The 22,429-nt window shown below is 28.7% G+C and carries 12 protein-coding genes and 1 pseudogene; all 13 read right to left on the bottom strand.

Annotated features, from left to right (window positions below):
• Nucleotides 1-1,068: 1,068 nt before the first annotated feature.
• The 13 genes and pseudogenes from ACMFBB_RS18245 to ACMFBB_RS18185 all read right to left on the bottom strand — a co-directional run bounded on the left by ACMFBB_RS18245 (nt 1,069) and on the right by ACMFBB_RS18185 (nt 22,427).
• Nucleotides 1,069-1,818 carry a LytR/AlgR family response regulator transcription factor gene (locus tag ACMFBB_RS18245; RefSeq protein WP_435262163.1) on the bottom strand — a complete coding sequence of 250 codons (750 nt, stop codon included), beginning with the start codon at nt 1,816-1,818 and terminating at the stop codon, nt 1,069-1,071.
• Nucleotides 1,819-1,828: 10 nt separating this feature from the next.
• Nucleotides 1,829-4,732, bottom strand: coding sequence for a sensor histidine kinase (locus tag ACMFBB_RS18240; RefSeq protein WP_435262162.1), 2,904 nt, complete (start codon nt 4,730-4,732; stop codon nt 1,829-1,831).
• A gap of 527 nt (nt 4,733-5,259) precedes the next feature.
• Entirely contained in the window at nt 5,260-6,477 is a 1,218-nt protein-coding gene (locus tag ACMFBB_RS18235; protein ID WP_435262161.1) for a hypothetical protein, read from the bottom strand.
• 23 nt (nt 6,478-6,500) lie between these two features.
• The gene (locus ACMFBB_RS18230) at nt 6,501-7,850 is read right to left on the bottom strand and encodes a hypothetical protein (protein WP_435262160.1); all 1,350 of its coding nucleotides are present in this window, start codon (nt 7,848-7,850) and stop codon (nt 6,501-6,503) included.
• A 253-nt stretch (nt 7,851-8,103) separates the two neighbouring features.
• On the bottom strand, nt 8,104-8,421 hold the full coding sequence (locus ACMFBB_RS18225; RefSeq protein ID WP_435262159.1) for a hypothetical protein: 318 nt from the start codon (nt 8,419-8,421) through the stop codon (nt 8,104-8,106).
• A 70-nt stretch (nt 8,422-8,491) separates the two neighbouring features.
• Nucleotides 8,492-12,586 (bottom strand): InlB B-repeat-containing protein, encoded by a 4,095-nt coding sequence (locus tag ACMFBB_RS18220; protein ID WP_435262158.1) that lies wholly within the window; start codon nt 12,584-12,586, stop codon nt 8,492-8,494.
• Nucleotides 12,587-12,712: 126 nt separating this feature from the next.
• The gene (locus ACMFBB_RS18215) at nt 12,713-13,456 is read right to left on the bottom strand and encodes a LytR/AlgR family response regulator transcription factor (RefSeq protein ID WP_435262157.1); all 744 of its coding nucleotides are present in this window, start codon (nt 13,454-13,456) and stop codon (nt 12,713-12,715) included.
• 208 nt (nt 13,457-13,664) lie between these two features.
• Nucleotides 13,665-14,894 (bottom strand): sensor histidine kinase, encoded by a 1,230-nt coding sequence (locus ACMFBB_RS18210; RefSeq protein WP_435262156.1) that lies wholly within the window; start codon nt 14,892-14,894, stop codon nt 13,665-13,667.
• 1 nt (nt 14,895) lies between these two features.
• Entirely contained in the window at nt 14,896-15,198 is a 303-nt protein-coding gene (locus tag ACMFBB_RS18205) for a hypothetical protein (protein WP_435262155.1), read from the bottom strand.
• Between the two features lie 2 nt (nt 15,199-15,200).
• On the bottom strand, nt 15,201-16,436 hold the full coding sequence (locus ACMFBB_RS18200; protein ID WP_435262154.1) for a sensor histidine kinase: 1,236 nt from the start codon (nt 16,434-16,436) through the stop codon (nt 15,201-15,203).
• 133 nt (nt 16,437-16,569) lie between these two features.
• Nucleotides 16,570-19,437 (bottom strand): histidine kinase, encoded by a 2,868-nt coding sequence (locus ACMFBB_RS18195; protein WP_435262153.1) that lies wholly within the window; start codon nt 19,435-19,437, stop codon nt 16,570-16,572.
• Nucleotides 19,438-19,785: 348 nt separating this feature from the next.
• Nucleotides 19,786-21,691: pseudogene (dnaK, locus tag ACMFBB_RS18190) on the bottom strand (molecular chaperone DnaK).
• Between the two features lie 133 nt (nt 21,692-21,824).
• The gene (locus ACMFBB_RS18185; protein WP_435262152.1) at nt 21,825-22,427 is read right to left on the bottom strand and encodes an NUDIX hydrolase; all 603 of its coding nucleotides are present in this window, start codon (nt 22,425-22,427) and stop codon (nt 21,825-21,827) included.
• Between the last annotated feature and the right edge of the window lie 2 nt (nt 22,428-22,429).

Raw genomic sequence — 22,429 nt, 5'->3', positions numbered from 1 at the left:
CATCTAATAGGTTATAAAAAAAACACGGGGGACTTAAGGTATTATGATATCAATAATTTTATTCGGAATTAATTAAATAGCAATAGTTTATAGGTATTCAAAAATAATCACATCCAAATATAAATAATTACTTATCAAGTATTTAAAACCAACTTCTAAAGCTCTACAATAAACTTCTTAACCTAACAAAAGATTCACAAGACTTAATATTGCAACCTGAAAATAGAGAGTATTTGTATGAGAAAAGAATTTTACTAAAAATTTCTACAAACAATTTTAAATAATATAACCTATTAAAAATTCATCTAATAGGTTATAAAAAAAACACGGGGGGACTTAAGGTATTACAATATTAAAAATATACACATAACAAACTAAATAACAATATATTAAATCAAAAAATTATAATTAAATATAAACAATTATTTATCAAATAATTGAAATAAATTTCTAAAACCCTCGTATAAACTTCTAAACCAAACAAAAGATTCGTAAGACTTAATATTGCAAACTAAAACAAAAGAGTATTTTGTATAAGAAAAGTAGTTAAAACTATTACAGATAGATTTTAAATAAAGGATATAACCTATTAAAATTAATTCTAATAGGTTATAAGAAAGAAACCGTGGGGGGCTTAATTAACTATTATATTAATAATAAGTATAAGTAAAATCATTTACTAAACTTATTGTAATTGCTATTTACTAAATAGCACTATTTTACTTTAATATATTTATTTTTCATTTTATTTATAAACTCAGAACAAGAGACAAGTACCAAAACTAAAATAGTTCTGGCCCTACCTCTTTAAAAAAACTGTAAAAAAATTACATAAAATTTCACTTTAAAATAACTTAAAACTAATTATTTGAATAACACTTGTTTTCCCCTAAAGCATTATAATATTTAATCCAACAAAAGTTTTTATAATTTTTATAAGTAAAAACTTTATTTTAATTACTAAATCTATTTTTTGTTACAGAATTTTTTATCTGGTACAAACATAAATAAATGTAAAAGCTTAATATTGTTTAAATTTCTAAATTACCTTTATAAACTTCTAAGCCATTATATTTTGCTTATTAATGATAAAAATTCTTGCTTTTTATCATTTGATATTGAAACAACCATTTCATTATCCATTACAATATAACCTCCGTCTTTTTTTATATACTCTTTTATGTAATTCATATTTATTAAAAAAGAGCGATGAGATCTAAAAAAGTTAGTTACCCCTTCTAATATCGGAACAAAATGCTTTAAAGGCTTACTCACCATAATTACTTCTAGTTTTTTTAAAAAAAACTTTGAATACATTCCATCGGCCTCAATAAAAATAATATCATCTATGCTAACAAATTTAATTCCATCAGAAAACGGAAGTGCTATTTTCTTGAACTTAAGCTCTGTAAAACTTCTTTTTAATTCTAATAACTGTTCATTTAAATCACCTTTACCTATTTTTTTGCACGCTTTCTCTATAGCAAGTTTTACTTGAGATGGACTAACAGGCTTTAACAAATAATCTATGGCCGACATTTGAAAGGCTTTAATGGCGTATTCGCTGTAAGCAGTTACAAATATAATTTCAAAATCATATACCTCTTTATCAATAAAATCTATTATTTCCATTCCTGAATATTCAGGCATTTCAATATCTAAGAAAACAATTTGAGGACGTTCTTTTTTTATTAACTCAACACCAGAAACTAAATCTTCAGCCTGAAAAACATCAGTTATATCGGAATGATTTTCAACAATTAACGTATTCAATACATTTCTAGCCTTTCTTTCATCATCAATTATAATTACCTTCATATCAGTATTTTTAGTATTTTTTATAGGGCATTTTTATAAGCACTTCTGTACCCTGAGGCTTTCCATTTTCAGAAAATAAATCTATTATCTCTATCTCTATCATACTATTTTTATTATAATTTAATAACTCCAAACGATCTTGAGTTGCCTTCGTTGCAAATGAATTATGATATTTATTTCTCTTTTTTCTTAGCGCTATTGCTTTATCTCTTCCTATTCCATCATCTTTTACTTTACATAAAACAAATTTATTTTTAGAATCAACTTCAAAAGACACTTCTAATTTACCCTTTCCTTTTTTATGTAACAACCCATGTTTAAGTGAATTTTCTACATAAGGTTGAATAAGCATCGAGGGGATTTCAATTGTATCAATATCTATATCCTTACAACACGAAACTTTATATTCTAAAGAAGCTTCAAATCTTAATTTTTCTAATTCTAAATATTTTTTTAGGGTATCAATTTCTTCACTTAAAACTATAAAATCCTTAGAACTCTGATTAAGATATATCCTTATCAAATCAGCAAACTTACCAAGGTAATCACCTGCTAACTTTTTCTCATTTAATAAAATATAATCTTGTATTGAATTCAGGGCGTTAAAAATAAAATGTGGATTCATCTGAGACCTCAAGTTTTCCAGTTTTAAAAAAACCATTTCCTTTTCTTTTGCTATCTGGTTCAATAATTGATCTTGCTCTTTCTCTTTAGCTCTTAATCTTCGCCTATTGTAAAATAATATAATAAAAGTAAGAAATAGAAGCAATACATATACAAACCACCATCTTTTGTAAATAGGTCTGTTTATTTTAATTTTTATAGATCTGATATCTGTCTCACCGCCTTCAAATTTATCTTCAGCCTTTAATTCAAAAACATAACTACCAGAAGAAAGACTGTTAAAAACCACTTCGTTTACCCCTTCTGATATCAATGACCAAGAATTACTTGCACCAAGTAACCTATATTTATACCTAATGTTTTTATATGATAAATAACCATTTATATGAAATTGAATTTTAATATTCTTTGTATTTGCTGGTAAATCATACTCCTCTTTTAATTCTACATCTTTATCTGCTATAGAAATCTTTGTAAAATAAATTTCTGATAAATTTTTCTCTTTAAATATTTCTTTTTTATCAATTTTAAACAAGCCTTTATTGGATGAAAAATAAAGTTTCTTTTCAAATATTAATATATCAGAAATATTAAATGAATTTAAACCATCTCTTTCAGTTAAGTTCTTAAATTCTCCCGTAACTACATTTAAAACTTGAACCCCTTTATCAGTAACAATCCATAAAAAATTACCATCAGACTTTATAAGACTAGCTTGATTTGACATCAAACCATTTTTAATAGAATAATTACAAACAACCTCTCCGTTTCGAATACCCAAAACTCCATTTTTAAAAGTAGAGACCCAAACTGTATTATCATCAGTATGATCGATAGCTATTGTTATAATTGGTTCCCCTTTGAATGTTATTTTATTAGCCTTAAAATCTTTGTCATAATATTCAACCCCATCAACATATGCAACAAAAATCTCTTTGGTATGCTTGTTATAATGAGTAGCATAAGTTCTTCGAGTTCCTAATTTTCTCCTTCTTCCATTTTCCACATCAATTATTTCTGAATATTCGGAGGCTCCGAAAATAATTTTTTTATCATTAATGACTGACATTCCTTTCGAATTGGAAAGCAAACCAGTTAATTTGTTGGAGGTAACAACATTTGTTTCCCTATCAATTAAAAGTCCTTTTGTTTCAAAACTAACATAGATCTTATTATCACCATTGAAAGCAATTTTATTAACTTTTTCTCCGCAAGATGTCCTTATCTGTTTTATTTTATTTGAAATCTTATTTACAATAAAAAGACTTCCTTTAGTGGTTCCATAAATAAAATTATCAGCATCTAACTTACACATTGCACTGATATTACTAACTCTTTTTTCTAAATCATACTTTTCAAGTTTGATGTTAGGTATAATATAAACTCCATTTCTTAAAGTAGTAAACCAATAATTTTGGCTACTATCTTTAATCATCCCAGTAATTTCAACACCTTTAAAATAAGTTGTTAAAAGCTGAAAACTCTCATCTTTGTATTGATAAACCTGAACACCTTTTCTTGTACAAAGCCAAATTTTATCATCCTCTTTATAAGCACTGTAAATTCTGTTATACTTATCTAACCCTGATTTTCTAAGTAGATTAAACTTATTTTTAGTTCTTAATCCAAAGATAAGACCTACTCCTCCTTCATACGAAAACTGAACTAACTCATCATCTCCTAACTTAAAAACATCAATCAAGCTTACCACTTTAGGCATTTCTAGTGCTGATAAAGTTTGAATTACTTGTTTGTCTTCTGTTAAATACCTTAAAGCTTTATCTTTTAATATGAATAAAGTATCTCCACTTTCAAAAGCTCCATTAGAACTTGTAGTATCTGGAAACACATCTATCTCTTCCTTAGTATCTAAATCCACCTTAAGCAATTTAGAGCCACATGATACCACCAATTTATTATTATGAAAAAAAAAGCGTCCTAATTGACCTCTCGTAAATGTATTTAAATCTTTAAAAAGAGAAAGTGAATCGTTATCAATAAAAAAATACTGTCCAGAAATATTATTACACCATAATCTGTTTTGTTTATCGAATTTTAAACCAAAAACTGATAACCCTCTTTTATCTGGGTGCGAATAATTTTTAAACTCTTTACCATCATATCTGTAGAGTCCCTTATTTGCTCCTAACCAAATAAAACCCTGATTATCTTCAACAATACTATAAAATTCTATATCAGGCAAACCATCCTTCTCTGTAAATTGAAGATAAAGAGGATGCTGAGCAAACAGAAATGTTTGAAAAAAGAATAAAAATATAATTGCTTTCAAAAGCTAGTCTTAATAAACAAAAATACTAAATAAAAAAAATACGAAAGCTCATCTAACTTCTAGAAATGATGTTTTAATTGCTAAACATGAAAAAAACCTAATTACATTAATCAGATTTTCAGCAACTAAAAAAAATAAAATATTATTAATAAATTGTTATTTTAAAAATAGAGATAGTTTAAATTTCAATGTTTTTTAATTAATAGCCCTGTTTACAAAACATTAAACTGGCAATAAATATTTACATTGATTTAAGTATAATTATTGATAATATTTATTTTAAAACACACTATAAACTAAAATTAAAAATGATTAATTTAATTTACAAAAACATCATTTTTTTATTATTCCTAATAATTAACATAACTAAATAATACTTATTCAATATCACTATGGGAGAGCTATCTTTTTTCACATATTAAAAATAAAACCATCAGGAAAAACCTTCATTACAACCTCTATCTTAAAACAAAACCGAATAGCACAAATGCCATTCGGTTCAAACTTAAATAATCAAAAAAATGGATTTATTCATCTAAATAATCCTCTAAAACTGTGATCCACCCCTTAACTGGATCTAGTAATAGTTTTTCTGTATTTTTAGTATACTCTAACTGTATTGTTCCTGTAGCTACAGGATGTATATCCATTCCATCTCTATACGCCCAAACAGTTACTTTTAAATCATATACTTTTCCTTCAGATAAATCATCTTGTGTTAATCTTAACAACTCTAAAAAGGCGTAATCAGCAACATTATTAGAAGTATTAATTGTTACTTTAGGATAATAAAAGTAAAAATCATTTACATAATCATCTAACTGAGGAATATTTTTAGAAAACTTTGTACTAGTTTTTCTTAAAGCCTCTCTACTTGTTTTTTGACCAGCCATCTCATAAGTTATATTAAACCATGCTCCTGGATGAGAAACAGATAAGGGCTGTTCAAAATAAGGTTTAAAAGCTACCGTTTCTCCTAACTCTCTTTTTGTTATAAAATTAGCAGGTTTTTCTACTGGTTGATTAGCTCTTGAACTTTTTAAATAGTTTGTACTTTTAGCAAATGCTATTTTACCGTGATAATTTTTATACGTTTCGAAACGCATTAATTTCTTTTTAGTTTTTGCTATTCTAGCAGTATTTAAATCACTTATTAACATATCTACTTTTGCTTGAGCTGTTTCAATATCCCAAGTTTCTAAATCAGCTTTATTTTTTGCCATTACCTCAATTACAGTTCTTTTCGTATCTAATGGCACTGATTCTTCATATTTATTAATACTTCTACTTGTTTGCTGTGTTTGTGCTAAAACCCCTGGCGCTACCTCAAAAACCTCTATGTATGATTTTGCATAAGAAGACATCCATACAAAAAACATTTTTACTTGTTTTTTTCTGTAATAACTCTCCTTAAAATTCATTTTTAACTGAGGCTTTTCTTGTTTTTTCTCCCAATAATGTAATTCATTTACAACTTTCCCCTCATTCTCTTTTACAAATCTAAAGCCAAATGCTTTTTTATCTTTTAACCCATGATACTCACCACTCAGCCCTAAGTCATCTTTTTCATTATTTAAATATGAAAACGTACCCCCAGAGGCTCCTCCTGATTTTGATTTACTTGATGAACTTTTTTTAGATGTTACTTTTTTTAACAATCTTTTAAACTGAGCATTTGACTCATTACTTGTACCGAATAGCATTGCTAAACTTAACACACATGTTACTAATATTTGTTTTCTCATTATACTTAAATTTAATAGTTTATTTAGAAACTTAACTTAACTGTTTTTACTTGTTTACTAATTCTTCCTTTACCACCTCTTACTCCATTTCTTCCTCTACTTGCATATGAATATTTAGGTGCCCCTCCCTTTCCTCCAGCACCACCAGCATTATTTAAAACAATATCTAATTTGGTAACAGAAGGATCTTTTATCAATAAAATATTACCGCCTGCTCCACCATTACCTCCGTTTCCTCCATTAGGAGACCCTTTTCTACCTTCAAAACCATTCATTCCTTGCCCTCCATTATTATTTACAATTAGCTTGGTAGTAGGTGTTAACTTATACCTAATAACTAACTTATTTTTGGTCGTGTTAAAAATTTCAATTTTATTTAGTTTCTCTCCTGTTTGTTTGTGTGAAACCGTTTTAACTTTAATTGTTAAATTATCTCCTCGCCCTGCATGCTGACCATTTTGACCTTGAAAAACAGTCATATACTTACGTCGTTCATGACCCCAAAAACCTCTTTGATTTACTTGTACAGGTAAGTTGTTTGTTGTATTAATATACTTTGTTGCTTTTAATCCTTTATGGTATTTTGAAACAACCTGAAGCGTAATTCTATCTTCAATTAACGTTTTAGCATCTTCGTCAACTCTTACCTCTTCAATTGTGTTACTGCAACCTTTATTACTAAGAATAAAATCGTTCCAAGGAATTTTACCCCCTAAATTTTTAGTTGATAATTTACTTCCATCTTTTAGAATTGCAACTATACCATACTTAATAGCTTCAGAAAAATGAGCTACCTTTTTAGGTGTTTTCAATACCTGTATTTCCAGTTTGCTTACTTCCCTATTTTGTAATGAGTTTCTTTTTCTTTCAAGTTCAGCAATTGCAGATTTTTCTTCTTTTACTTCTGCTCGAGCATTCGTTTGATTTTTAAATACTGCTTTTGAATAATTTTCTACTAGTTTGTTTAATTCTCTATATTTTTTAGATAAACCTCCTTTTACAAAAACATATTTTGTTGTGGCTTGCTCTTTAGTATTCCAACTATAATAAACACCTACACCATCAATAAAAGTTAATCGATATGATGAAAAAGCAAAATACGCTGGATGACCAGGTACATCTGGCTTAAAGGCTTCATCTAAAATACCTGCTCTTTTCACTAAAACAGTACTAATTTTATTTCCTGACTTTGAAAACTGAATTGGCCATTGCTTTTTAACCTTAACCATCTTAAACTTATCATAAGAAACCTTTTTAACCTTGTATACTGAATAATTTCCAGAACTATAATCTGCTAATATCTCATTCTGGTTTTGTTGTGCAGAAGCTAATAATGTAAAAAGCGCTACTGTTATTAATAAAATTTTCTTCATTTTTTCTTCGTTTTTTCTATTTACCCCTTTGTTAACTCTCATACAAATAACGCTTACTAATATCAAAAAAGCAGAAAATTCCTTCCCAAACACACTAAATTACTTCCGAAACTCAAAATACATAAAACACTAAAAAACAATAATTTAAGAACCAAAACATATAAACATATTTGTAAGTTGATAGAATACACCCAAATAAAAAAACCAAAACAAAAAATGTTTTGGCTCTTCTTAATTTATTTAAAAAATAACATTATAATAATTTTGACAACTTTAAAACCTTACCACAATGCTTACTTTGTATTTTAAAAATAACTTTGCCTTTTCTTCCACTTTTAGCCCAGCGCACTTCTTTTCCCACTTTACATGAAATACTTGTTTTTGACCCTTTATTTAAAGAAACAAAACCAGTTCCCGTATAAATTGATACTTTACCTTTAGTATCATTTATTAAAGAAAAACTACTTCCAGCTACTCTCTCCGTTTTTACTGTTTTAAAAACACCTTCTTCTTTTGGTGAATTGAATAGTAATGCTCCAACTGTTGATGCAATAATAATTACTAATTTCATTTGATTATTTTTTTAGTTAATAAAAAAAACTGCATGAAACAATGAACATCTCATACAGTTTTTAACAACACTACTTTTTAACAAACTTCTTGATTCCTATTTTTTCATTGTCCGTTTGTACTTTTATTAAATAAATACCTGACGATAAATCACTAATATTTATTTCTCTTTCTTTTGATACTTTTACTTCTCGCCCCTGAATACTATATATCGTTACCTCTTTAATTTGCTCATTTAATTGTAAGCTTAAAACAGATTCTACTGGATTTGGATACAAAGCAAAATCTTTTAACTTTTGTTCGTCTTCTATTCCTGCAGTTACCTGACTAAATGTTGCAGTAATCGATTTATTAGCATTCATTGTAATAGCTAATGGATTTACTGAACCTGAAATATCACCACTCCAGCCATCAAATTGATAACCAGCTGCCGGCACTGCTGTTAATGTTACTTTAACCCCAGCATTATAGGTTCCGTTTGTTGGACTTGGACTCGTAGTTACTGTTCCATTGGTAGCATTAATAGTCAACGTATATTGAATTCTACTAAAGATTGCTGTGACAGTTTTATTAGCATCCATAGTTATTGTTAATGGATTTACCGTTCCACTAGCGTCACCACTCCATCCATCAAATTGATATCCTGCATTTGGAGTAGCAGTTAACTCAACACTGGTTCCATCATCATAGGTTCCATTTGTTGGATTAGGATTCGTGGTTACCGCTCCGTTAGTAGCATTTATTGTTAAGGTACGCTCGATTTTACTAAAAGTTGCTGTTACAGTTTTATTTGCATCCATTACAATCGTTAATGGATTTGTTGTTCCACTAGCATCTCCGCTCCATCCATCAAATTGATATCCTGCATCTGGTGTAGCAGTTAACTCAACACTGGTTCCATCATCATAGGTAGCACCTGTTGGATTTGGGTTCGTTGTTACTGCTCCGTTAGTAGCATTTATTGTTAACGTACGTTGTATTTTACTAAACGTTGCTGTAACGGTTTTATTAGCATTCATTACAACCGTTAATGGATTTGAAGTTCCGCTAGCATCCCCGCTCCATCCATCAAATTGGTATCCTGCATCTGGTGTAGCAGTTAACTCAACACTGGTTCCATCATCATAGGTTCCATTTGTTGGATTTAGGTTCTTTGTTACCGTTCCGTTAGTAGCATTAATGGTTAAGGTACGCTGTATTTTACTAAAAATTGCTGTAACAGTTTTATCAGCATCCATTGTTAGTAATAATGGATTCGTTGTGCCACTTCCATCTCCACTCCAGCCATCAAATTGATAGCCTGCATCTGGTGTAGCGGTCAACACAACACCTGTTCCATCATCATAGGTTCCATTTGTTGGATTAGGATTCGTAGTTACTGTTCCGTTAGTAGCATTTATTGTTAACGTACGTTGTATTTTACTATATGTTGCTGTAATATTTTTATTAGCATCCATTGTTACTGATAACGGATTTGTTGTGCCACTTGCATCTCCACTCCATCCATCAAATTGATAACCTGCATCTGGTGTAGCCGTTAAAGTAACTACTTGTCCTTCATTATACTTTCCATTTACTGGATTCGGATTTGTTGCTACCGTTCCGTTAACACTAGTTATTGTTAGTGTAAATTCTTGTATTCTACTAAAGTTTGCAATAATAGTTTTATCTGAATTCATTACAAAAGTCAAAGGATTTGTTATTCCACTTGCATCTCCACTCCATCCATCAAATCTATATCCTGCATCAGGAGTAGCAGTTAACACTACACTTGTTCCTTGACTATATGCACCATCAATAGCTTCTGGGTTTGAAGTAACACTTCCATTTTCAGTTTTAATTTTCAATATTCTACCAACATAAGTAGAAGACCCAAATTCATAAGCTCCCATATCAACTGTTGCATTATGAATTCTTACATTACCTATTACATCAGAAGCCCCAATAGCTGCAGTATTGTCTCCATTATCTTTAGCTGGAGATGCTGTTGTTAACGAAAAATCATTATTTGCTAAATCAGTAAATAACGGATCTAAATTAGACACATTTGACAACCCTGAACTAGGAAGGTTTGAAAAACTATCTTCTCCTATTGAGTTTTTAACAGTAATATTTTGCCCTAATGTTGTATGAACCTGAGCTATAGATTTACTAGTAACACCTCCAGTAGTTGTGTTTTTCCAAAAAATACAATTTGCCACATTTCCATTAAATGTACCACTCGTTTTACCCATTCCAACAGCTGACCTATTAAAATTATTTAAACCAGTAGCTGTTCCTGTATTAATATTATTAGCATACGTATTATTAATTAAATCACAATTCATTGTTGACCCAGTACCATAAGCTCTAAACCATCCTGCACTTCCAGCATATCCTTTATCTGTACCATTATCTCTAGCAATATTACTATCAAATACAGAATTTTTAATTTGTATAGTTGCTGTTTTATTATTTGCTGAATAGCTATATATAGCTGTACCGTACCTTGATAAATTATTTTTTATCACTGTATTTCTAATCTTTAAATAACCAGTTTCGTCAAATCTTGAATAAATAGCAGCTGAAGAAGTAATAGAAACATTATTTTCTATCACACAATTTACAACTTCCAAGTTTACTGCTGTAAAATTTTTAAAAATAGCTCCTCCTGATTTATCGTCTGTTGCACTACCATTAGCATGAGCTCCTTGAATAGTGAAACCATCAATAACTATATCATCATTAGTTATTTTTAAAATATGATACGAATTATCATTTCTTGATGTATTAGTAAAATCTAAGGTAGTATTATCGTTACCTGCTAAGTCACCAGATAACACACTTCTATTTGCATTTATATTTCTTTGAGACACCTGTGTTTCAGTACCTACAAAACCTCCATAAATTTTAACTCCTTTTTTAGAAACCGTAAAAGAGTTTGATCTTCCAGAAGTAGCTGGCAAATAAGTTCCACTTGCTACCCATATTTCATTATTTTCATATACCTCAACTAAAGCATCTTTCAAACTAACAAAAGCATCTGCCCAACTAGAACCATCATTATTTCCTGTTGCATTTTTATTTACATAAATAGGAAGCCCTTCGTTTTTAAATAATTTATAATCTGACCAAGGTGATATATTATTAGTTCCACAATTTCTTCTTACATAAACTTTATATCTCTCAGGAGACGAACTATTTATACTTATAACCCCAGTTACATTGGTTACAATAGTAGCTGCAGAAAAAGACTCTCCTACTTTATGATAAGCAACATCTATAGTTTCTGTCCCAGAAATATTTATATCTATACTATTCTCTGTTGCATTAGCCACAGACAGCATACCTGTTGAAATAGATCTACAAAAATTATTGTAAGAACCTATGGTATTAATTTCAGTTGCACTTAATAATCTTCCATATACCAGCACATCATCAATAACATCCGTATACATTAAATTAGCAGCAGCATTTCCTCCATGTAAATTTGCTATTTGAAATTTACGAGTATTCTGAGAATGTCCATTAGTTACCTGTAATTGTCTATTTAAAAACGTATTTGGTCTTTTGTTCCTTTTATGATCCGTATCTAAAGTACCATCTATATAAATTTTTATAAAATTATCTACTCCTTTACTTGTACCAATATTATCTGATCTATTATAAATTGAAACAACTATATGATGCCATTCACCATCACTTAAAGCTCTACTTGATATAGCTGAATGTCTATCTAATCTTTTTAAACCATTATAGAAAGTAAATTCATACCCGTTTTCTACTCGTATTTTCCCACTTTCTAGTCTGACTGAATACCCTAACATATTAGATGAGCTAGCAGCATTACTTCTTGAACTTTTTTCAAAAATTATTTTCGAATCTGATGAATTCTCACTCGTTTTTAACCAAAAACTAATACTAGTATCTGTAGTAGAATTACCAGTTGTATAATTAGTATTAAAAGAACTACCATTCATGTTAACAGCACTAGTTGGTGCAACATTAAACCTGTCATTTACCTCTGTATAGGTTGCACCCGAAGCTATTAGTGAACCTCCATTAACCCCGTCAACCAGAACACTTCCATTATTGAATCCGTATTGAACAATTAAGTTGTTTGTTGGAAATTGTGCACTAACAACACTAGTTACAAACAAACATATTAATAGTATTTTTTTTACCATAACATCTCTAAGTTTAAAGAATTTTAAATTATTTCTTAAACAAAGAAAGTTTAACCTAACTAGAAGAATTCTTTTTTACTTCCGAATGAAGTATTTTATTTTCCAAATGAACTACATCCTTCTTTTTTATGTATAAAAAAGTGTTTCAAAACCCTCTTTATAGCTTTTACTTACTGGGACTTTGAAATCAGATTCTAACTTCACTTCTTTTTCTTTTTTAGAGTATACTTCTATTTTATTAATATTTACAATCCAGGAACGATGAAGCCTCACAAAATCTTTTTTATTACATAATAAGTTTTCATAATAGCTTAATTTTTTTGCCACCATGTACTTTTTATTACTTTTTGTATAAACAATAGAATACATTCTATCTGCTTCTATGCACAATACATTATCAATATCTAATATTACATAATCTGTTTTATAAGGTATGGCAATTTTTTGTAATGCTTTTTTATTCTCTTTTAAAACATTTAAATTTTCTTTTAAAAATTCAGTGTTTTTAATTGCCTTTTTCACTTTTCTCACAGCTTCTTTTAAACGCTCAATATCTATAGGTTTTAATAAATAATCAATTGCCGCTACTTCAAAAGCTTTTATTGCATACATATCATAAGCAGTTATAAAAATAATTTGAAAATCAATTTCAGAAAATTCATCCAATAATTGAAACCCATTTTTTCTAGGCATTTCAATATCTAAAAAAACTAATTGTGGTTTATTTTTTTTAATTGCAACAGTAGCGTCATCCACATTAGCTACTTCTGAAACAATTTCAACTTCTTTGCAAAATTCATTTAATAAGTACCTTAGATTTTCTCTTGCATTTAATTCATCATCGACTATAACAGCTTGTATTTTATTCATTTTTATTTACTCTGTGTATTTTAACAATTACTTCCATTGCTTCATTTATTTTTTTGTGTGTAATACCTATATTGGTTTTAAGTAGCAATTCAATAAAATTAGTCATTCTTGAATAACTTTGTTTGAAAAGGAAGCTTCTTTGATGTTTAAGTTTCTTTTATTAATTCTTTTACTACTCTTATTGTAGTAATGCTCTGGAGTATCGTAATTATTCTTCCTCCTTATTTACATAAGGAATTTTAACAACCACTTTTGTTCCCTTATTTATTTTCTTATATTGAAATCCTATATCACTTTTATAATAATCTTTTAAAAAAGTTAATCGTTCTTGTATTGCTTTTGTTGAAAATGACGCTACTTTACTATTTAAAGTATTTATTTCTTTTGACTTTTCTATTCCAATACCATTATCAATTATCACACATTTAAAAACTTCTTCTTGATAAAAATGTATGCTCACTTTTTTTAACCCAGTAACTTTATGCAGTAATCCATGTTTTATCGAATTTTCTACAAAAGGCTGGATTATCATAGAAGGTATTTTTATATCCTCTATAGATTCAATTCCTTTTATTTCATACTCAAAATTATCTCTAAACCGAAGTTTTTCTAGTTCTAAATATTTTTTCAATAACGATAACTCTTCTTCAAAATACACGAAACTCTTTTCACTCATTTGTAAGTTTTCTCTTATCAAAGAGGCAAATTTTGTTAAATAGGAATACGCCTCATGCTTATCTTCTTTTAATATTAAACTTTGAATAGAGTTCAATGCGTTAAACATAAAATGAGGATTCATTTGCGCTTTCAATGATTTTAATTGTAAGTGAGCTAATTCATTCTTTTTCTTATCCTCTAGTTCAACATAGGCTTTTTTTAACTTGTCTTCGTTTTTAATATTTTCATTCCTAAAATATTGAACAGCCACAAACATTCCTAAAAAAAAAGGGATTACATGAAAAAAACCAAAACTTTCTTTATCATAAATATTTAAGTAGTAATTAGGTATAAAGAAAAGTAACAAAGCAATTAATAAAAAACCATAATGTATCCACTTACTATCGAAAAACAACAAAGTTCCGATAGGAACCACTAAATAATAGTATTCTGTATACTCTCCAATGTACAAGAAATTATTGTGTAAAAATAAAATTGAAGTAAATAACACTATAAATAAAAACTTAGCAACTTCGTGTTTTTTTATGGAATTAAATATTAAAACTGAAAAATACAAAACTGATTCTAATAAAAATACCAAGGCCATTTTAGCAGATAAATCATTTGTAAAATATTTAACTATTAATGCTATTGATGTATTTAACCCCATAAAAAAAGCAGCAAAATTTAATATTTTAATTCTCTTTATGTTTCTCTGAGATAAACAGCCATAAACACCAATACCTACAATATTTTTGTATATATTTCTAATTCTACCCATTTTAATTAGTATAAGGTATTTTAACAACCATTGTTAAGGTTTCAATAAACAAGACTCTTACTAAAATATATATTTTATATTTATGTATTCCATATACTGATATAATAGTTAAAAATGAAAATAAATGTAAAACAATACTTCTATCTATTCCTTGTGAAAAGAAAAGGGCTAAAATCATAAAAACACAAATAACCCAGATTAAACAAAAAGCAGTCAATAATCTTATTTTTATATGACCTTCCTCAATACTTCTATAAATACCAACATTAACAACAAATTTATACACTTTACTTAAAACATTCATCTTTATGTTGTGTATGGTAATTTTATAATAACCTTTGTACCTTTTGCAACCTCTTCATAAGAAACACCAATATCCATTTTATAAAACTCGTTTAATAACCGTAACCTATTCTGAATTACTTTTATTGATGATTCATTAATACTTGATTTAGCATTAAGGACACTTACCTTTTTAGAAGCTTCTATACCTATACCGTTATCAGTTATTACACAAGTAAATATTTTACTCTGGTAAAATTCTATTGTTATTATTTTTTTCCCTTCAGTTTTATGCAATAAACCATAGCGAATAGCATTCTCTACAAATGACTGTATTATTGAAGAAGGAATTTTTATACTTTTAATCTCTCTCTCTCCTTTTAGCTCATATATAAAATCATATCCAAATCGAAGTTTTTCAAGTTCTAAGTATTTTTTTAGCATAGATAATTCAACATCAAAATCTATAAAACTTTTTTCACTTGTCTTTAAACTCTCTCTCATTAACAAAGAAAATTTTGTTAAATACTTGTATGCTTCTTCCTTTTTATTTGTAAGTATTAAGTTTTGTATTGAGTTTATAGCGTTAAATAAAAAGTGTGGGTTCATTTGAGCTTTTAATGCTTTTAGCTGCAGGCTAGCCAACTCGCTTTTTTTTCTTTCTTCTAACTCTAAAAACGCTTGCTCTAATTGTTCTTTATTTAATAATAATTCTTTTTCGTGTTTTTTATTTAATGTTTCAGCATAATTTAAAATCACAAAGGCAGCTACAAATACCGAAAACACCAAAACTGGTAAAATTGTATTTTTAGGATAGTGTTCGTAATATAAATTTGGCACAAAATATAACAGAAAACATATTATAAGAATAGCTATGTTAATCCACTTTTTATCTACTAATAATAAAGCTATTAAAGGATAAATAAAATAAAAATTCTCAATTAAATTTAATGGTGTAGTATAATTTGCAAACACAAAAGTAACACCTATTATAGAACCCAAAAACAAAACCCTCGCCAATGTGTAACGCTGTTTTTTTTGAAAATAAAAAATAACAGTAATTAAAACATAGGAAACACCATGCATTACCAAACTACCTTCCAACTCTCTTTTAAAAAAAACATCAAAAATTGTTATTACAGGAATCATAACAGCCCATGTAAAGCAAAATATATTTAAAAGTTTTATCTTTTTATTTTCTTTTGTTCCCTTAGCACTTTGTATACCTGTATCAAATATTTTTTTTACAATAGAATTCATTGATTTTTAAAATCTTATAAAAAAGGGGAAAACACTTTTTTTTGTCAAGAATATTCCTGTAATATATTTTTATTTTTTTCGATAATTTAAAACTTCTTCCTAATTAAGCAAATTAGCTTCCAAATGATTATTTTCAACTTTTTGAAAATGGAATTTTAATAACAACTTTGGTTCCTTTGGTTACTTTTTCATAAACCACACCGATGTCTGTTTTATAATAATCTCTCAAAAAGGCTAACCTGTCTTTTATTGCTTTTGTAGAAAATGATTCACGAGTAATATTACTTTCTTTTTTTATTTTTTTGGCTGCTTCTACCCCTATACCATTATCAGATACAATACATTTTAAAACACCTTTTTCTTGAGAAAACTCTAAAATTATTTTTTTATCATCTCCTTTCTTATGTAATAAACCATGCTTTAAAGCATTTTCTAGGTAGGGCTGAATTATCATTGTAGGTATTTTTATATCTTCTATAAGAGCATCTCCCTTAATTTCATAAGTAAACTCTCCACCAAAACGGAGTTTCTCCAACTCTAAATATTTAATCAACAACTGTAATTCATTATCAAAATGAACAAAACTTTTCTTACTCATATTTAAGTTTTCTCTAATTAAAAATGAAAATTTAGTTAAATAATCATAAGCCTCATGCCTCTCTCCTTTTAAGACTAAATTTTGAATTGAATTTAAAGCATTAAATGTAAAATGGGGATTCATTTGAGACTGAAGGCTTTCTAATTTAGAAGAAACCAATTGTTTTTGCATTCGTTCTTTTTCCAACAATTGTTTTTGTTTTATCCTTATACTCTTTATCCTATTTGTAAAATAAACCCATACAAATACAAATAATAACAATAAAACACCTATGACAAACCACCATTCTTTATAAAAAGGTGGCTTAATTTTTAATTTAATAGTTTTTAAAGGCGTTTCTTCTTTTCCATTTATTTGAACTGCCTTTAATTGAAAAGTATAAGCTCCCGCTGCCAAGTTATTAAAGGTAACCTGATTAACTCCTTGTGAAATAGAGTTCCAATCTTTTGAAGCACCTAACAATCTATATTTGTATTGAATGTTATCTTCAGCTAAAAACCCATTAGTATGAAAACTAAACTGAATTTTTTTAGTATCAGAAGCAAGCGTATAATTTCCTTTTATTGAAACTTGTTTATCTTCAACTGATATCTTAGTAAAATAAAAATCTAAAAGGACAGTATTGGTAAAAACCTTTTCTTTATCTATTTGAAAAACCCCTTTATTAGAACTCAGAAAAACTGTCTTATCAAAAATTGCAATATCAGAAATATTAAAAGAACTCAACCCATGCCTTCTTGTTAAATTTCTAAATTCTCCAGTGACTGTATTTAATACTTGTACCCCCTTATTTGTAGAAATCCATAAATAATTCCCATCACTTTTTATAACGCTTGTTAAATTAGAAAGCAACCCGTTTTTTTCAGTATAATTAATCATCTTTCCGTCTTCTCGTAGCCCCACTATACCATCCTTAAATGTAGAAAACCAAATTATACCATTTTCTGTTTCATCAATATCTACGGCAAAAATTTCTCTATCTTTAAAAGTTATTGTCTTACTTTTTAAATCAACATCATATTCTTTTACACCATAAACATACCCAACATAAATCTTTTTGCTTTTTTTACTGTAATAGGTAGAATATGATCTTTCAGAACCTAATTTTAGAGTTTCTATTTTATCTTTTAAAGATAAAATTCCAGCCGATCCATATGACGCTATTACTACCTTATTTTCATTTATTAATGATAAGTCTTTCAAATTACCATTTACCTTTATTTTTTTCCATCCTCCTGTTTTTATATTAAAAATATAACAGTGCCTAGCAAAACTAACAAAAGCAAACTCATCAGACAATCCTATAATAGCAAAAACTTTCTGCTTATCATCTATTTCAAAATTTTTAAAGGTTCTTTTTTTTATATCAATAACGCCCAAACCTCCATTAGTAGCACCAAATAATATACTATTATCTCCTACCCTATCCATAGCACTTATGTTTTGCTGATATTCTTCTAACTCATATTTATTTAAATATGAATTTGGTACGACAAAAACACCATTTCTAAGAGTAGTATACCAATAATTATCATACCTATCTTTAAGAAAACCAGTAATATACCTTCCTTTAAAATTTGTTTTCTTATAAAAAAAACTACCATTTTTATACTCACAAATTATGACCCCTTTATTTGTCCCAAACCAAAATTCACTACCGGCATCATAAAAACTTACTATAACTGTATCCCCCCCTAAAATACTAGGCATCGTAACTTTTTCAAAATTGTTACCCTGTTTAACCAGAACCATAGACCTTTTATCTTTAGCCTCATCTCCGTTAATGTTATAAGTATAAATAAACTGTTTATTTTTATGAACAAAATAATTTGTAGTTGTAGGACTTTCAATTACAACATTAGAGCCCAACGGAAATTTAGGTGAATACTCATTTCCAGTAAGGCTAAATTTATAATAAGTATTACTTAACAAAAACAAAGAATCCTTACTCTTAAAAACAGAAGCAACTATCTCTTTAATAATTTTCTTTTTATTTGTGTTTAGATCAATTTTAGCTACATACCCAAAGTGCGATGCTATCAAACTATTTTTATAAAAAAAGAAACTTCCTAATTGACCAGCTGCATATTCTTCTATATCCACATATAGGTTTAACTTATCATTTTCTACATAAAAATACTGTCCAGAAATGTTATTACACCATACCCTTCCTTTTTCATCTAATTTCAACCCGAAAACTGATAAACCTCTTTTATCAGGGTGTGAATAATTTATAAACTCCTTTCCATCATAACGAAATAGACCTTTATCGGCTGCCAACCAAACAAAACCTTTTTTATCTTCTAAAACTCCATAAAATTCAATATCTGGTAAACCATCTTTTTCGGTTAAGTGATTATATACTGGGTGCTGAGCATAGGTTAACTCACTTAAAAACAACAAAAAGAAAAAAAAATAAAGGCTGATTTTATACATAATGCCTCAAAACTACATTTTTTAAATGTAGTTTAAGCATAACCTCTAAATAAATTTAATCAAAACTGTATGAAACAATGAGTATCTCATACAGCTTTTAATAACACTACTTTTAATAAATTTATTTACTTCTTTGTTTATAATTATCTATTTCTTTCTGTTAACTCAATACTTTAAACTGGTATTTCTTTTATTGTTTATTTATCCTTAATTTTAAAATTGCATGCACAAACATTATTTTTAATACTAAAGTTCAAAAAAAAACCCCATTACAAAATTGTAATGAGGCTTATATAATTTAAAACTAAATGTAAATTACTTCACTTCTTCGAAATCTACATCTTCAACGTTATCACCCTGAGCGTCGCCTTCTGGTTGAGCTTGTTGCTGAGAATCCTGCATCAGCCCCACCTGCTTGTTGTTGCGCAGCATACATTTCTTCTGAAGCAACTTTCCAAGCTTCATTAATCTTCTCCATTGCAGCATCAATTTGCGCTAAATCTTTAGACTCATGAGCTTTCTTTAACTCTTCTAAAGCTGCTTCTATTGGCTCTTTCTTATCAGCTGATAATTTATCACCAAATTCTTTTAATTGCTTTTCTGTTTGGAAAATCATAGAATCTGCACCATTAATTTTCTCTGCAGTTTCTTTAGCTTGCTTATCTGCATCAGCATTCGCTTCTGCTTCAGCTTTCATTTTTTCAATTTCTTCATCAGATAATCCAGAAGAAGCTTCAATACGGATATCTTGAGACTTCCCTGTTGCTTTATCAGCAGCAGAAACATTGATAATTCCGTTTGCGTCAATATCAAAAGTTACTTCGATTTGAGGAACACCTCTTTGCGCTGGTGGAATATCAGTTAATTGGAAACGTCCAATTGTTTTGTTATCAGCAGCCATTGCTCTTTCTCCTTGTAATACGTGAATATCAACAGAAGGTTGATTGTCTACAGCTGTAGAAAACACTTGAGATTTTTTTGTAGGAATAGTTGTATTTGCATCAATTAACTTAGTAAATACGTTACCCATAGTTTCGATTCCTAAAGATAAAGGCGTAACATCTAATAATAAAACATCTTTTACATCTCCAGTTAAAACTCCTCCTTGAATTGCAGCTCCTAAAGAAACTACTTCATCAGGATTCACTCCTTTACTTGGTGCTTTTTTAAAGAATTTCTCAACAGCTTCCTGAATTGCAGGAATACGAGTTGAACCTCCAACTAAAACAACTTCATCAATTTCATCAATCGATAAATCTGCATTTTTCAAAGCTGTAGCACAAGGCTCAATAGTTCTTTTAATTAAATCATCTATTAACTGCTCAAATTTAGCTCTAGTCATCGTTCTTACCAAATGCTTTGGTCCACTTGCTGTAGCAGTAATATAAGGTAAATTAATTTCAGTAGAAGTTGTACTTGATAACTCAATTTTAGCTTTCTCAGCAGCCTCTTTTAAACGTTGTAAAGCCATTGGATCTTGACGTAAATCCATGTTTTCCTCAGCTTTAAACTCTTCAGCTAGCCAGTTAATTAATTTTTCATCAACATCATCTCCTCCTAAATGTGTATCTCCATCAGTAGCTAATACTTCAAATACTCCATCACCTAATTCTAAAATAGAAACATCATGCGTACCTCCACCAAAATCAAATACTACAATTTTTTTATCATCGCTTGCTTTATCTAATCCATAAGCTAAAGCTGCCGCAGTTGGCTCATTAATGATTCTACGAACTTTTAATCCTGCAATTTCTCCTGCCTCTTTCGTTGCTTGACGTTGTGCATCATTAAAGTATGCTGGTACTGTAATAACAGCTTCAGAAACACCTTGACCTAAATAATCTTCAGCGGTTTTTTTCATTTTTTGCAATACCATTGCAGATATTTCTTGTGGAGTATATAAACGCCCATCAATATCTACACGAGGTGTATCATTATCTCCTTTAACAACTTTGTAAGGAACTCTTCCTGCCTCTTTAGAAGATTCAGAAAATTTATTCCCCATAAAACGCTTTATTGAATAAACAGTTTTAGTTGGGTTTGTAACTGCTTGTCTTTTTGCAGGATCACCAACCTTACGTTCTCCACCTTCAACAAAAGCTACAATAGATGGTGTAGTTCTTTTTCCTTCTGCATTTGGGATTACTACTGGCTCATTACCTTCCATTACAGAAACACATGAGTTGGTAGTACCTAAATCAATACCTATAATTTTACTCATAATACTATTTATTTTTTTATTTTTAATTCAATTTTACGAGTAGAAATAGTCAAACTGTATGCCAATAGAAATTTAGCAATGATTTGGCAGTAAATAATAAAAATAAGTGCTGAGTCAATGACATTATGTCATTTTAAATGTCTTTTTGGTATTCTTTGTAAACTAATTTAATATTAGCATACGTATTTTTTAAAGCTTCTTCTATTTCTTTTTCATTCTTGAAACAAACATCAGTAATTCCTTCTTCTAATTGAGGCTTTAAGTTACCTGTAAAATTAGAATACATTAAGTACCAATATGTTTCTTTTAAACGTTTTTCTCCATTTTGTACGAAGAGATGGTATGTATTAATTAAAAACTTTTTTATAACCAAATTTTCAATACCACATTCTTCTTCTACTTCCCTTATCGCTGTTTCTTCAATTTTTTCTCCTTTTTCTATTCTTCCTTTAGGTAAATCCCACTTATCACCCCTGTAGATAAATAGAGTTTCTTTTTCTTCATTCAAAACTAAACCTCCACCTGCTATAATTGGATTAAATTTCTCTCTAAATCTTTCCCAATCACTATCTAAATTTGTAGAAAACAGGTAAACACCTGATAAAATATTTGATTTTAACTTATAAATTAGCTCCTCTATAACAGTGTTTTTAAAAAGATAAACAGGGTAGCTTTCTTCTTTTTTTATTGAAGTTGTTAATATTATTGGTTTATCATTAACAAAAACTTTATACATTT

The organism is Tenacibaculum sp. nBUS_03 (assembly GCF_051201695.1).
Lineage (GTDB): Bacteria > Bacteroidota > Bacteroidia > Flavobacteriales > Flavobacteriaceae > Polaribacter.
This window is presented reverse-complemented; position numbering and strand designations above follow the sequence as displayed.

What these genes read in the sequence shown, in the direction of transcription:
- ACMFBB_RS18210 (WP_435262156.1), bottom strand. Translation starts at nt 14,894, where the DNA reads ATGGGTAGAATTAGAAATATATACAAAAATATTGTAGGTATTGGTGTT.
- ACMFBB_RS18245 (WP_435262163.1), bottom strand. Translation starts at nt 1,818, where the DNA reads ATGAAGGTAATTATAATTGATGATGAAAGAAAGGCTAGAAATGTATTG.
- ACMFBB_RS18225 (WP_435262159.1), bottom strand. Translation starts at nt 8,421, where the DNA reads ATGAAATTAGTAATTATTATTGCATCAACAGTTGGAGCATTACTATTC.
- ACMFBB_RS18215 (WP_435262157.1), bottom strand. Translation starts at nt 13,456, where the DNA reads ATGAATAAAATACAAGCTGTTATAGTCGATGATGAATTAAATGCAAGA.
- ACMFBB_RS18235 (WP_435262161.1), bottom strand. Translation starts at nt 6,477, where the DNA reads ATGAGAAAACAAATATTAGTAACATGTGTGTTAAGTTTAGCAATGCTA.
- ACMFBB_RS18205 (WP_435262155.1), bottom strand. Translation starts at nt 15,198, where the DNA reads ATGAATGTTTTAAGTAAAGTGTATAAATTTGTTGTTAATGTTGGTATT.
- ACMFBB_RS18185 (WP_435262152.1), bottom strand. Translation starts at nt 22,427, where the DNA reads ATGTATAAAGTTTTTGTTAATGATAAACCAATAATATTAACAACTTCA.
- ACMFBB_RS18200 (WP_435262154.1), bottom strand. Translation starts at nt 16,436, where the DNA reads ATGAATTCTATTGTAAAAAAAATATTTGATACAGGTATACAAAGTGCT.
- ACMFBB_RS18230 (WP_435262160.1), bottom strand. Translation starts at nt 7,850, where the DNA reads ATGAAGAAAATTTTATTAATAACAGTAGCGCTTTTTACATTATTAGCT.
- ACMFBB_RS18220 (WP_435262158.1), bottom strand. Translation starts at nt 12,586, where the DNA reads ATGGTAAAAAAAATACTATTAATATGTTTGTTTGTAACTAGTGTTGTT.